The organism is Acidovorax sp. GW821-FHT10A04 (genome assembly GCF_059415825.1).
The window spans coordinates 279,673-292,755 of sequence record NZ_JBWKNZ010000004.1 but is presented as its reverse complement, the minus strand read 5'-3'; the positions used below and the strand labels follow the sequence as shown (position 1 = coordinate 292,755).

At 67.7% G+C, this 13,083-nt stretch carries 11 protein-coding genes; 5 read left to right on the top strand and 6 right to left on the bottom strand.

Annotation, left to right across the window (positions count from 1 at the left end):
• Positions 1 to 24: 24 nt before the first annotated feature.
• Positions 25 to 1,440, bottom strand: coding sequence for a dihydrolipoyl dehydrogenase (locus tag AC07PF_RS11505; protein ID WP_494611921.1), 1,416 nt, complete (start codon positions 1,438 to 1,440; stop codon positions 25 to 27).
• Positions 1,441 to 1,530: 90 nt separating this feature from the next.
• Entirely contained in the window at positions 1,531 to 2,121 is a 591-nt protein-coding gene (locus AC07PF_RS11500) for an IMPACT family protein (protein WP_494611920.1), read from the bottom strand.
• 243 nt (positions 2,122 to 2,364) lie between these two features.
• Between AC07PF_RS11500 and AC07PF_RS11495 the strand changes: the two genes are divergently transcribed.
• On the top strand, positions 2,365 to 2,571 hold the full coding sequence (locus AC07PF_RS11495; RefSeq protein WP_494611919.1) for a hypothetical protein: 207 nt from the start codon (positions 2,365 to 2,367) through the stop codon (positions 2,569 to 2,571).
• Positions 2,572 to 2,607: 36 nt separating this feature from the next.
• Here the strand turns inward: AC07PF_RS11495 and AC07PF_RS11490 are convergent, their stop codons facing one another.
• Both AC07PF_RS11490 and AC07PF_RS11485 read right to left on the bottom strand, forming a co-directional pair.
• Positions 2,608 to 3,165 (bottom strand): GNAT family N-acetyltransferase, encoded by a 558-nt coding sequence (locus tag AC07PF_RS11490; RefSeq protein ID WP_494611918.1) that lies wholly within the window; start codon positions 3,163 to 3,165, stop codon positions 2,608 to 2,610.
• A gap of 259 nt (positions 3,166 to 3,424) precedes the next feature.
• Positions 3,425 to 4,369, bottom strand: a complete 945-nt coding sequence (locus tag AC07PF_RS11485) for a bifunctional helix-turn-helix transcriptional regulator/GNAT family N-acetyltransferase (RefSeq protein WP_007858680.1) — start codon at positions 4,367 to 4,369, stop codon at positions 3,425 to 3,427.
• 172 nt (positions 4,370 to 4,541) lie between these two features.
• Here AC07PF_RS11485 and AC07PF_RS11480 point away from each other — a divergent pair, with 172 nt between their 5' ends.
• The 3 genes from AC07PF_RS11480 (at position 4,542) to AC07PF_RS11470 (ending at position 8,744) form a co-directional block, all read left to right on the top strand.
• On the top strand, positions 4,542 to 6,929 hold the full coding sequence (locus AC07PF_RS11480) for a YgiQ family radical SAM protein (RefSeq protein WP_494611917.1): 2,388 nt from the start codon (positions 4,542 to 4,544) through the stop codon (positions 6,927 to 6,929).
• Positions 6,930 to 6,950: 21 nt separating this feature from the next.
• Complete coding sequence (locus AC07PF_RS11475) at positions 6,951 to 7,721, top strand: helix-turn-helix transcriptional regulator (RefSeq protein WP_494611916.1); 771 nt, start codon at positions 6,951 to 6,953, stop codon at positions 7,719 to 7,721.
• A gap of 63 nt (positions 7,722 to 7,784) precedes the next feature.
• Positions 7,785 to 8,744 (top strand): EamA family transporter, encoded by a 960-nt coding sequence (locus AC07PF_RS11470; RefSeq protein ID WP_494611915.1) that lies wholly within the window; start codon positions 7,785 to 7,787, stop codon positions 8,742 to 8,744.
• Here the strand turns inward: AC07PF_RS11470 and AC07PF_RS11465 are convergent.
• Both AC07PF_RS11465 and AC07PF_RS11460 read right to left on the bottom strand, forming a co-directional pair.
• Positions 8,693 to 11,113 carry an EAL domain-containing protein gene (locus tag AC07PF_RS11465; RefSeq protein WP_494611914.1) on the bottom strand — a complete coding sequence of 807 codons (2,421 nt, stop codon included), beginning with the start codon at positions 11,111 to 11,113 and terminating at the stop codon, positions 8,693 to 8,695. The genes AC07PF_RS11470 and AC07PF_RS11465 overlap by 52 nt on opposite strands.
• A 295-nt stretch (positions 11,114 to 11,408) precedes the next feature.
• Entirely contained in the window at positions 11,409 to 11,873 is a 465-nt protein-coding gene (locus tag AC07PF_RS11460) for a hypothetical protein (RefSeq protein ID WP_007851301.1), read from the bottom strand.
• A gap of 351 nt (positions 11,874 to 12,224) precedes the next feature.
• Between AC07PF_RS11460 and AC07PF_RS11455 the strand changes: the two genes are divergently transcribed.
• Positions 12,225 to 13,046 (top strand): hypothetical protein, encoded by an 822-nt coding sequence (locus AC07PF_RS11455; protein WP_494611913.1) that lies wholly within the window; start codon positions 12,225 to 12,227, stop codon positions 13,044 to 13,046.
• Positions 13,047 to 13,083: the final 37 nt, after the last annotated feature.

Genomic DNA, 13,083 nt, shown 5'->3' with positions numbered 1-13,083 from the left:
TACATCCTGGGGCGGCAGCTCCTGTCATTCCAGCGCGGGTACGCCCAGGGGTTTGCAGGCGGCCAGGTCCGATTCGCTGATCTCGGGCAGATGCCGGGCCGCATTGCGCAGGGCGGTGCGCAGGCCTTCCTCCAGCACCGGGTGGTAGATGGGCATGCCCAGCAATTGGTGCACCGTGAGCTTTTGCTGAATGGCCAGGGCCAGCAGGTGTGCCAGGTGCTCGCCATCGGGGGCACACATCTCGGCCCCCAGCAGCCGGGCATTGCCCTTGTCGGCATACACGCACAGGCGCCCCTGGTTGCGCAGGGCGGCGCGGGCCCGGCCGTGGTGGTCGAAGTCCACGGCGCCCACCACAGTGTGGGCTGGGTCGAGTTTGTCGAACGGCGTGCCCACGACTGCGATGTTGGGGTCCGAGAACACGATGGACAGCGGGGTGCGGCGCACGAAGCGCGTGGGCTCGGCTGCCAGCGCGTTCATGCCGGCGATGTGGCCTTCGTCCGCGCCCTCGTGCAGCAGCGCCGCATCGTCGTTGGCATCGCCCGCCAGGAACACGTGCAGCTGGCCGATCTGCTGGGTCTGCCGGTCCACCCGGGGCCTGCCGCGTTCATCCAGCGGTTCGCCCAGGGTCTCCAGCCCCAGGTGCTCGATGTTGGGCGTGCGGCCCATGGCGGCGATCACTTGATCCACCACCACGCGGTTGGCGCCGCTGCTGACCTCGATGCCGCCGGGTACTTCGCGCAACTCGGCCTTGGCATGGGTGTGCAGCACCATTTCCTTTTTCAACAGTGCCGCCAGTTCAGCGTTCAGGGTCGGGTCGCTCAGGCCACCCAGGGCATGGCCGGTGGTGAAGGCCGCCACTTCCAGGCCCAGGCGCGCCAGGGCCTGCGACAGCTCCACGCCGATGGCGCCCATGCCGATCACGGCCACGCGCGGCCCCAGGGTGGGCTGCTCGAACAGGGTGTCGGTGGTCAGGATGCGGTCGCCAAAGGCCAGCCATTCCTCGGGAACCACGGGTCTGGAGCCGGTGGCGAGGATGATGCTGTCGGCGTGGTAGTGGATGCCGCCCACATCCACCGTGTGGGCGTCCAGCAGCACGGCGCGGCCCGAGAGGCTGGCGCCGCCCAGGTCGTCGGTGGCCCGCATGGCGCCGGCCACGAAGTCATCGCGCAGCGCACGCACGCGCTGCAGCACGGCAGGGATGTCGGCCCGCAGGTCAGCGCCGCCCCGGATGCCGAACTCCTCGAACGCATGGCGCCGGTGGAAGGCGTTGGCCGCTTCGATCAAGGTCTTGGACGGCATGCAGCCCACGCGCGCGCAGGTGGTGCCCCAGGGCCCGTCATTGACGATCAGGTAGCGCTCGGTGCGTTTGCGCACCTCGCGCAGGGCGGCCAGGCCGGCCGTGCCTGCGCCGATGATGATGGTGTCGAGCGGCTGGCCCATGTCTCGCGTCTCCCAGGGTTGCGTTGAGGCCTAGTGTGCAGGGCATGGGCCCGCGCGCATGTAGGCGGGTTGCCCAACCATGTCCGGCGTTCAGGCTGGGTCCACCCAGCCCACGCGCCCCTGGCCCTGGTCGTTGATGCGCTGAACGAAAGCGTCGGCCTGGGCCTGGGGCAGCCGCAGTTGCAGGGTGACCAAGGTGCCGTGCTGCACATCGACCAGTTCGGCGCCTGCGGCCTCGATCTCCCGGCGCAGCAGGCCTTCCAGCGCGTACGGCACCATGCATTGCCGTGTGGCCATGCGCTGCAGGACGATCTTGGGGGCCGTGAGCAAGGCCTGGGCGATGGTGTCGGTGTAGGCGCGCACCAGCCCGCCCGCGCCCAGCTTCACACCGCCGAAGTAGCGCACCACGGTGGCCTGCACCCCCTCCAGGTCCTGGTGGCGCAGCACGTCGAGCATGGGCCGGCCGGCGGTACCGCCCGGCTCGCCATCGTCCACCGCGGCCGATTGGCCGCCCGCCAGCAATGCCCAGCAGACATGCGCAGCGCCCGGGTGCTGCTTGCGCAGCGCGTCCACCACCGCTTGCGCACTGGCGCGATCGGCCATGGGCTGCACGCAGCCGATGAAGCGGCTCTTCTTGATGACGAGCTCGCTGTGGGCGGGGGCTGCAAGGGTCTGTGGCATGGGGCGCCGAGCTTATCAGCGTCGCCCGCCCGCCAGGTTGTGGCGCAAATGCACCACCCGGGGCCCCACGCGGGTGGCAGTTATGTGACGCCTGTCACAGCCGCGCGCCCGCTGATCGGGCTTGGGCCTGTAAGTGTGCGTTCTGTCACAAGCGCAGACGCGGTGCGTTCCTACACTTGACCCCATAGCCGATAACTATTCTCGGCAGACAACAAGCAAACGACTCGCACCCAAGGACCCGCCATGTTCGCACTGCCATTGACCGCCTCCCTCCCCAGCACGCTGGCCAGCCACGTGTTCGGCCGCTTCGCCGCCTCGTCGGCAGCATCGTCCATGCCCCGCATGGCCATGCCATCGCCCAGCGTGGCCACCAGCGCCGCGGCGACGGGTTCCGAAGAGGAAGAAGAGTTCGACCTGGCCCAGCGCGTGCGCGAAGTGGGCGAGTGGTAAAAACTATCGGCGCCTGGCGCTCGGCGTAGCCGTGCCTCAGGCGTCCACGGGGCGTGCCATGAGCACGCTGGTGTAGTTGGTGAGCGGCCTCCAGTCGCACTCGCCGACCACCCGGTAGCCCCAGGATTCGTACATCGCAATCAACGCATGGGCCGGTTCGGCCGTGTCCAGTGCCAGGGTGGCGGCCCCGGCACTGCGCGCCCTGGCCAGCAGTTCCCCGTGCAGCAGTTTCCCCAGGCCCAGGCCCTTGAACCGGGGCGCCACGCAGAACTGCGTGATCGACCACACCGTGCTGTCGCGGTACAGCGCCACCTTGGACTCGGGTTGCGGGGCGCGCAAGGTCGCCGTGGCCGCATAGTCACCTTCGATTTCCATGACCAGTGCCAGGCCCGAGGCCAGGCGTTTGGCCGTGTCCTCCACCGTCTGGTGGGTGGCCCAGTAGCGCAGGCCCTTGGCGGCGTGCGGGGCGTAGGCCGCATGGATCAGCGCGGTCAGCCGCTCCAGGTCATCGTGCGGGGTGAGCAGGCGCAGGGTGGGTTCTGAAGGCGGGCTGGTGGTCACGGCATCGGTCCGGGCAGGGGTAGGGCGTGTCATCATTCATTTCGCCCCCGCGCTGGCCCCGGCATGAGGATGGATGCGCGAAGCGCGGCGCAGCCAATAGCGGGCTATTGGCAAGCCGTGCGACAAAGCAGACGCCGCATGCCGGGGCCAGCCCCAAGGGAAAGCCTGCGGCGCGGCACATTGCGGTGTTGCCCTTCGCTTGTGTAGCCGTGCTACACGGCACTCAGGGCGCCTTGCACTGCACCGCGCTGCAGGCTTTCGCGGGGGCGAAATGAATGATGACACGCCCTGGTCATAGCTTGAGCGACCAGGTTTCTCCCACCAATTGTTGCCCGAAGTCCTCGTAGGGCTCCGACTTGTCGAGCACAAAACCCCGTTTGGCATAGATGGAACGTGCGGTGGTGAGACAACTGTTGGTCCACAGCACCATTTTTTTGTAACTCTTGGCACGCGCAAAGGCGATGCATTCGTCCGTCAACCGCGCTCCCAGGCCCATGCCACGGGCCTTGGGCGAGAGGATCAGCATGCGCAGTTGGGCGGTGCTGGCGGATTTGCGCACCACGAAGATGGCGCCCACGCGCTCGCCGTCGAGCTCGGCGATCCAGCATTTTTCCCATTCAGGCTGGAACTTGCGCACGAACTGCGCGGCGATATCGGCCACCAGGGCCTCAAAGCGCAGGTCCCAGCCGTATTCCCGCGCATAGATTTCGCCATGCTGCTGCACCACCCAGCCCATGTCGCCAGGCACCGGGTCGCGCAGCACGGCCACCCTGGCAGGCCCGCTGGTGGCGGCAGCGGGCTCCAGCAGCGCTTCGATGCGCTCCATGGCCTGCACCAGCTCTGCCTGGCGCGGGGCGGGCAGGGGGGCGAGCAGCGCGGCCGCTTCGTCGCGCGAGCGCTGCTGCAGCGGCGCAAAGGCAGCATGCCCGGCAGGCGTCAACGTGAGCTCGCTCTGGCGCGCATCCCTGGCGCTCGGTGCCCGGCTGATCCAGCCCGCGCCCTCGAAGCGCCGCAGGATGCGGCTCAGGTAGCCGCCATCCAGCCCCAGCTCGCGCGCCAGTTCGCTGGCCACCAGGGCGTCGCGGTGGGCCAGTTCATAGAGCACGCGCACGTCGGTCAACGACAGCTCGCTGCCCAGGTAGGGGTCGAGCACGCCGATGCGGCGCGTGAAGAAGCGGTTGAAACGGCGCACGGCCTTGACGGCACCTGCCGGGGCTTCGGCGGTCGGGGTTTTCATGATTGATTGCCTTTGTCATGCAATTGATTGACTTTGGCAAGTATATATCTGCCAGGGCATGGCCGGACAATGGGTAGGACAAACCGATGCGGGGCGACAAAACGGGCTTGCCAACGTAAAATCGCGGGTTATCCATAACGGCCTCGCCCATTCGAGGTCTCGCACCCCCCACATGAACGCCCCCGTCGACGTCTCTTTTTTCGCGCGCGCAGCCAAGCCGCTGACCAGCTATCGCCCCTACTGGGCGAAGCGCTTCGGCACGGCCAAGTTCCTGCCGATGAGCCGCGCCGAGATGGAGCAACTGGGCTGGGACAGCTGCGACATCATCCTGGTCACGGGCGATGCCTATGTGGACCACCCGAGCTTCGGCATGGCCGTGATCGGCCGCACGCTGGAGGCCCAGGGCTTTCGCGTGGGCATCATCGCCCAGCCCGACTGGCAGAGCGCCGAGCCCTTCAAGGCGCTGGGCAAGCCCAACCTGTTCTGGGGCGTGACCGCGGGCAACATGGATTCCATGATCAACCGCTACACGGCGGACCGCAAGATCCGCAGCGATGACGCCTACACCCCGGGTGACATCGGCGGCAAGCGCCCCGACCGTGCGGCCATCGTCTACAGCCAGCGCTGCCGCGAGGCGTACAAGGACGTGCCCATCATCCTGGGCGGCATCGAAGGCAGCCTGCGCCGCATCGCCCACTACGACTACTGGAGCGACAAGGTGCGCCGCTCGGTCGTGGTCGATGCCAAGTGCGACCTGCTGCTGTACGGCAATGCCGAGCGCGCTCTGGTCGAGGTGGCGCACCGCCTGGCCGCGCGCGAGCCCGTGGAGCAGATCACTGACGTGCGCGGCACGGCCTTCGTGCGCCGCTCCGACGACGAAACCGGCAAGGGCTGGTTCGAGATCGACTCCACCAGCGTGGACGAGCCGGGCCGGGTCGAGGCGCACATCAACCCCTACATGACCACCAGCGAGCAGGCCGCCGCCCAGGGCAGCACCTGTAGCAAGGAAGATGGGACCCTGGATGCCGAGGCCGGCGCAGCCGCTGCGGCCGAGCCCAACCCCGCCATCCGGCCCATGCTGTTCGTGGCCAACCCGGCGCTCAAGGCCAAGCTCAAGGTGCCGCCGCGCGACCGCAGCGTGATCCGTTTGCCGAGCTACGAGCAGGTCAAGAGCGACCCGGTGCTGTATGCCCACGCCAACCGCGTGCTGCACCTGGAGACCAACCCCGGCAATGCCCGGGCCCTGGTGCAGGCGCATGGCGAGGGCGTGACCGCGCGCGACGTGTGGATCAACCCGCCGCCCATCCCGCTGACCACGGCCGAGATGGACTACGTGTTCGACCTGACCTACGCCCGCGGCCCGCACCCGAGCTATGCCGACGAGAACGGTAGCCACGAAGGCGCGACCAAGATCCCGGCGTGGGAGATGATCCGCTTTTCGGTCAACATCATGCGCGGCTGCTTCGGCGGCTGCACCTTCTGCTCCATCACCGAGCACGAGGGCCGCATCATCCAGAGCCGCTCCGAGGATTCCATCATCCAGGAGATCGAGGACATCCGCGACAAGGTGAGCGGCTTCACCGGCACCATCTCGGACCTGGGCGGCCCCACGGCCAACATGTACCGCCTGGGCTGCAAGAGCCCCGAGATCGAGGCCGCCTGCCGCAAGCCGAGCTGCGTGTACCCGGGCATCTGCTCCAACCTGGGCACCAACCACGACCCGCTGATCAAGATCTACCGCCGCGGCCGCGCGCTCAAGGGCATCAAGAAGATCCTGATCGGCTCGGGCCTGCGCTACGACCTGGCCGTCAAGAGCCCTGAGTACGTCAAGGAGCTGGTGCAGCACCACGTGGGTGGCTACCTCAAGATCGCGCCCGAACACACCGAGCAGGGCCCGCTCACGAAGATGATGAAGCCGGGCATCGGCAGCTATGACAAGTTCAAGCAGATGTTCGAGAAGTTCAGTGAAGAGGCGGGCAAGAAGCAGTTCCTGATCCCGTACTTCATCGCCGCGCACCCGGGCACCAGCGACGAGGACATGATGAACCTCGCCATCTGGCTCAAGAAGAACGGTTTCCGCGCCGACCAGGTGCAGACCTTCTACCCGAGCCCCATGGCCACGGCCACGGCCATGTACCACAGCAACAAGAACCCGCTGCGCAAGATCACGCGCGACAGCGAGGGCGTGGACATCGTGCGCGGCGAAAAGCGCCGCCGCCTGCACAAGGCCTTCCTGCGCTACCACGACCCGAACAACTGGCCGCTGCTGCGCGACGCGCTCAAGGCCATGGGCCGCGCCGACCTGATCGGCAATGGCAAGCACCACCTGATCCCGACCTTCCAGCCGCTCACGGATGGCGGTTACCAGAGTGCGCGGCGCAAGAACTCCACGCCCGGCGGTGCCAAGGCGGCCACTCCGGCGACGGCATCCAAGTCCTCACAGGGCGTGGCGCTCAAGTCCACGCAGCCGCAAAAGGGCCGCATGCTCACGCAGCACACCGGCCTGCCACCGCGTGTGACCGGCTCGGCCAAGCCCTCGGCCGGCCGCAAGGGCCGCTAGCGCGCCCACACGGCCCCGTCCATGCCGCAGGACCGCATCCTCTACGCCGACACCGCTGCGTGGCGGGTGGAGCGGGTGGTCAAGCCCGCGGGCGTGGCCCATGCCGGCGGCGCCGTCTACCAGGTGGCTACGCCGCGCTGGGTCTTCCCGGTGTGCGGCGTGTCCGAGTTCCACCTGGAGGGGCGGCAGGTGCTGCTCGACGGGCTGACCGTGGTGGCCCTGCCCACCGGGCTGCCCTACCGTATCCATGAGTGGCAGCCCGCGCCGCGCAGCCACATGGTGGTCAGCATGCAGCCGGGCGCCCCATCGGCCGGCAGCCCCGGCCATGCACTCGCCTGGATGCTGCCACCCCGGGCCCTCTGGCAGCTGCGCCTGCACTGGCGCGCACTGGCGCAGGGGCGAGAGCAGGTCGAAGAGCCCGTGCTCGGGCAGGGGGTGTTGTGCGACAGTGCCATGGCCCATGTGGCGGTGGCCCGTGCAAGGCGCTTCATGGCCACGCGCACCGCGTCTGCCGATGGCCTTCACTGGTCGCTGCACGACGTGGCCGATGCGGCGTGCTGCTCCTACTTCCACCTCGCGCGCCTGTTCCGTACCCATACCGGCCTGGGCCTGCACGCCTACCGCGAGCAACTGCGGCTGGCCGCGGCACTGCAGCGCCTGGAGGAGGGCGAGGCCGACCTGGCTGCGCTGGCGCACGACCTGGGCTACAGCAGCCAGAGCCATCTGGGGGCTGCGTTCCGCCGCGCCATCGGCGTGACGCCGGCACAGGCCCGGCAGGCACTGCGCACCTGACTGCAACTGACCTGGGCAGGATTCTGATAGCCGGGCCGGGGGTGCTGCGCCGAGACTGCGGGCATGCCTGCTTTCGCCCCCTCCTTTCGCCGCCTGTGTTCCTCCATTCCATCGCCCTGGGTCGGCTGGCTGGCCGCGTTGGCTGCCGCGCTCATCGGCAGCGGCTGGCAGATCGCCTCGCGCCATGGTGTCACCACTACGCTGGGGCCGGTCGAGCTGGCCGTGCTGCGCTATGCCGTACCGGCCCTGGTGCTGGCGCCGCTGTGGCTGCGGCGCAGCGGGTGGCCAGCCGGCCTGTCCCGCCTGCGCTGCGCGCTGCTGGTGTTGTGCGGTGGCCTGCCGTTCGGCCTGGTGGTGCTGGCCGGCGCGCGCTGGGCGCCAGCCGCGCACATGGGCATCTTCGTGGCGGGCAGCCTGCCGGTGTTCACCGCGCTGGGTGGCTGGCTGGTGGCCGGGGAGCGGCCTCCAACCCCAAGGCTGCTGGGTCTGGCGCTGATCGTGGCGGGCATGGCGGTCTTTGGCGCCGCCGGCTGGCGCACGGTGGAGGGGGCCTGGCGCGGCGACCTGCTGTTCCTGCTGGCGGCGCTGCTGTGGGCGGTGTACACCCTGGCGTTTCGCGGCAGTGGCCTCACGCCCTGGCAGGGCGCTGCCGTGGTGAACCTGGGCTCGGCCCTGCTGTTGCTGCCCGTGCTGCTGGTGGTGGGCGCTCCGCGCCTGCTCTCGGCACCCTGGACCGATGTGGCCTGGCAGGCGCTGGGGCAGGGCGTGGCGGCCGGGTTGCTGGGCCTGGTGGTCTACAGCGTAGCGATTGCGCGGCTGGGCGCGGCACGTGCGGCGCTGTCTGCGGCGCTGGTGCCGCTGCTCACGGCCGCGGGTGGCGCCTGGCTGTTGGGCGAGCCCGTCTCGGGCGCCTTGCTGGCCGCGGTGCTGCTGGTGGTGCCCGGCCTAGCGCTGGGCAGCGGGGCCCTGGCTCAGCCGCTGCGCAGGCAATCGGCCAGCGGGATGGGGCGCGAGAGCGCATAGCCCTGTGCATGGTCGACGCCGATGGCGCGCAGCGCGTCAACGATGTCCATCGACTCGGCAAACTCCGCGATGGTCTCCTTGCCCATGACATGGCCGATGTGGTTGATCATCTCCACCATGGCCCGGTTGGTCGGGTCGTCCAGCAGGTCGCGCACGAAGCTGCCGTCGATCTTGAGGTAGTCCACCGGCAGGTGCTTGAGGTAGGTGAAGGAGGACATGCCGACGCCGAAGTCATCGAGCGCGAAGCGGCAGCCCAGCTGCTGCAGGTCCTTCATGAGCCGCACCGCGCTGGGCAGGTGCGAGATGGCGCTGGTCTCGGTGATTTCGAAGCACAGCTGATGGGGATCCACGCCCGACTGCTCGATTTCGGTGTGGATGTACCTGAGCAGGCTTTCGTCGCCCAGGCTGGTGCCCGAGAGGTTGATGGCGCAGGTGTGCACGGCCGGGCCGCCGCCCGCGGCCTGGTGCTGTGCCAGGGCGCGCAGCGTGTGTCGCACCACCCAGCGGTCGATGGCGGGCATCATGCCGTAGTGCTCGGCCGCGGGGATGAAGCATCCCGGGGCGATGAGCTCCTCGGTGTTTTCGGCCAGGCGCAGCAGCACTTCCAGGTGCAGCCCCGCTCCCGCCCCTTGCAGCGCGGTGATGGTCTGGGCATGCAGACGAAAGCGGTCGTGCTCCAGCGCCAGGCGCAGCCGCCGCACCCAGTCCATGTCGCCTTCGCGGCGGCTCATCTCGATGTCTTCCGTCTGGTAGATGAAGACCTGGTTGCGGCCGGCCTCCTTGGCGCGGTAGCAGGCCATGTCGGCCACGCGCATGGCTTCCTGGATGGTGCTGAGCGCCGGTATCAGCTGCACCATGCCGATGCTCAGGCCGGTGCCCAGCTGCCGACCTTCCCAGAGCACGCGCAGCTCATGCCCCGCCTGGCGCAACTGCTCGGCAATGCGTGCCGAGGGGCCGGGCGGGCAGTCCCTGAGCAGGATGCCGAATTCGTCGCCGCCCAGCCGTGCCAGCGTATCGCCCTCGCGCAGGTGGCTTTGCAGCATGCGGCAGACCTCGCGCAGCATCTCGTCGCCCGCCTGGTGGCCGCAGGTGTCGTTGATGAGCTTGAACTGGTCCAGGTCCACGAAGAGCAGGGCGCCCTCGCGCCCCACCGCGCGCGGCTGGCCGAGCAGCACTTCCAGCCGGTGCTCGAACTCGCGCCGGTTCACCAGGCCGGTGAGCGCATCGTGGCTGGCCTGCCATGACAGCTGCTCCACATAGTGCTGTTCGCGCGTCACGTCGTGCAGCACCAGCACCACCCCCTTGGGGCGGCCCAGGTGCTCGATCGGCGAGCCCATGAGCTTGATGGGGACCATGCTCTGGTCCGGGCGCACCACGGTCGGCGTGAAGCCATCGCGGTGCGTGGGGCCGCCGCGCAGCACCCGCTCCACCAACTGGTCGGCGCCCAGGGGGCCGGTGCCGTCATTGAGTTGCAGCACCTGGGCCAAAGGGTGGCCGGTAGCTTCCTGGGCCGGCAGGCCCACCAGGGCTTCGGCCGCGGGATTCAGGTACAGCACCTGGCCCTGCAGGTCGGTGGTCACGACGGCGTCGCCGATGGCGGCCAGCGTGATGCGCGCCTGTTCGCGCTCGGCATCGAGCGCCAGTTCCGCGCGCTGGCGCTGCGCCAGCAGGCTGCGGGTGTGCCAGGTGGTCAGCAGGATGAGCACGGCGGCCATGCCCGCGTTGGCCCAAAGCAGCCATTGCACGATGCGCCGGGAGCTGTGCCCGAGCGAGGCGCTGAAGGCGCGGGCCGCCGGCGTCGCACCCGCGTTGATGGCGCGGATGCTGGCCTGCCAGTCCCGGCGCGTAGCGGCGTCCACCATGCCGCTGGTATGGCCGTGCTGGATCTCCTGCGACAGCTGCAGCAGGTTGTCGATATGGCGGTCTCCGACCCGCCAGTGCACCAGCGGCTGCTGCACGATCTCGTAGCGGTTGAACCAGCGCAGCAGCCAGACCAGGCTGTCGATGTCCTCGGGATGGTTCTCTCCGCGAGCGAATCCCTCGTGCGCGGCGTTCAGGTCGATGGGGTCGGATTCGAGCAAGGCCAGCCGGGCCGCCTTGTCGCCCAAGGGCACGTCGATGGCCTTCCTGAATTGCACGTAGGCATCGGGGGAGCCCGTGGCGGCATAGCGGTCCAGGAAGTAGATGGCGTCCTTCTGCCCCTTGGTCCAGAGGCTCTCGCCAGCGACGAAGGCCCGCACGGCCGACAGCACATACAGACTGCCCGATGCACAGGCCGCCAGCAAAAGCACCATCAGCAGGAAGGGCCAGGTGATCCGCAGCGTGGAGCGCAGCGGTCCCTGGCCTGGTGGCTCGCGCGCGTCGCTCATGTACCGCTGCCGCCGGTGCGTCAAGGCCGTGCGGCCTGGCGCGCCTTGAGCGGGTTTCTGTGGCCGAACAACCCCATTCCGATTCCTCCCGTGCGGTGGGCCGCGTGGGCTCCCCTGGCCGACAGGCCGGTGGGCGAGCGTGCTGGCCTGCCTTGCAGAACCACTATATCGGTAACCAGGCGGCTTCGCAGCAAATCCTTGGCTGTGGCGGCCGGCATGAAAAACCCGCGTGCCTTGCGGAACGCGGGTTTCGTGGGGTGGTCGCCCGATGCCGCAGGGCGGCTGGGGGGCGTGCTCAGTTCGTCGCGGCGTGCGTGCCGACCACCACGGACTGGGTCTTTTCGTCCGGCACGGGCGGTGTCACCAGGTCTTCGATGATGAAGGTGCGGTAGTAGAAGGCCGTTGCCGCACCCTGCGGTGTGATGGCCTCCACCACCGTGTCGGGCTCGTCCTTGCTGTCCATCTGGACCAGCAGGCCATGGTGGCCGGTGCTGGCCAGATCGGCGATGCGGCGCACCATGTCGCCTTCGGCGCCCACGGAGGGCAGGGGCGCATCGGCCGTGCCCAGCGTGCGCACGATGTCGGCCATGATGGCTTCGGGGCTGGCATAGGCCAGTTCGCCCTTGTGGCCGGCGGCCTCCAGCGCGGTGGCGGCCTGGCGCACGCAGTCCTCGTCGGGGAACAGGGCGAACACATGCCCGGTGGGGTAGAACACGCCGCCCATATTGGTCATGGTGGAGTCAAGAATCATTGGCTTCATGGCCGTCTCCTTTGGAGGGGGTGGATACGCCTTCCATTGAAGCCGCTGGCCGCTGCAATGCGTGTAGTCCCGGGGGGCATCCCTATGTCATCCGTGGGCACCTTTCTGCACTTCGCCATGCGCGAGAGCGCGGCGGATTTCACGCCATATCGTTCGAAGTTGTATCTGCTGCTGCCCATTAGTTGACACCCGGCCCGCGCCAGCGATGATGCTCGTGCCCCCTGGCCTGGACGCAGCCATCGCGCTTCCCATCTTTCCATTCGTGCACCACGGCGCAGTGGGCGCGGGATATTGCGCAGCCGGGCCAGCAACTTCGATTCAACCTTTGACGGAACTGATAAGGAGAGAGCGGTGCCCACTATTATTTTTGCGCTGAAGCCTTGGTCATCATCGACAGCCACCATTTCAAGACATGAAAACTCACTTGGCGGCATTGACAGTACTTCCTGGCCGGTCAATTCGGTCACGGTCGACGATCCCTACGCCATTGCCGTCGGCCGTATCCTGAATTGGGACGAGGGAACTCTCGATGACCAGGGCGGCATCATCGTGCGCCGTTCCGGGGTGGGGTTCGCCTTTCAAAAGGCATTTGAGCACTACACCAAGGTCACCGGGGAGCCCGCGCCCCATAAATACAAGGTCACGCGCGCGACCTTGTCATTCAGGTACCGCAGCCTGGGCATGACGTTCATGGTGGGCGACGTGCAGCATTCCATCAAGCGCGGCGGGTCGCAACTCAACCGTTTGTTCTTCTCCAGCAGAATCGGCCCCGACGAACTTTTTGAGCCGACCGAGCCTGTGCCCATCAAGACCATCGCGCCTTTTGATCCGCGGCACCAGAAGATACCGGCGAGAATCGAGACCAGCCCGCTCGATTATTCAAAGATCAAGCCGTTTTACAAGGTTCGTGAGGGAGGCCCACCACCCATTTCCGTACCGATCGGGTTTGTCACCAATCCGGGTGGGCATATCCTGAGTGTCGATACCCAACATGATTACGATGGTGTTTACGTCATTGATTTGACAGGGAAAATAAACCCGCAAAACAGGTTCGGCATTGTTTTTGCGGGTACACCCCATGGCGAGAGCCTGAGCGATCCCGATATCAGTGTCTTCGATTTTGGTGCGGCGCTTTATTACAATTTTGTTCTGGCGGTACAAATCGATTTCTGAGAACTCGGCAGCAGCCGGATAGCCGTTTGCAAAAGCG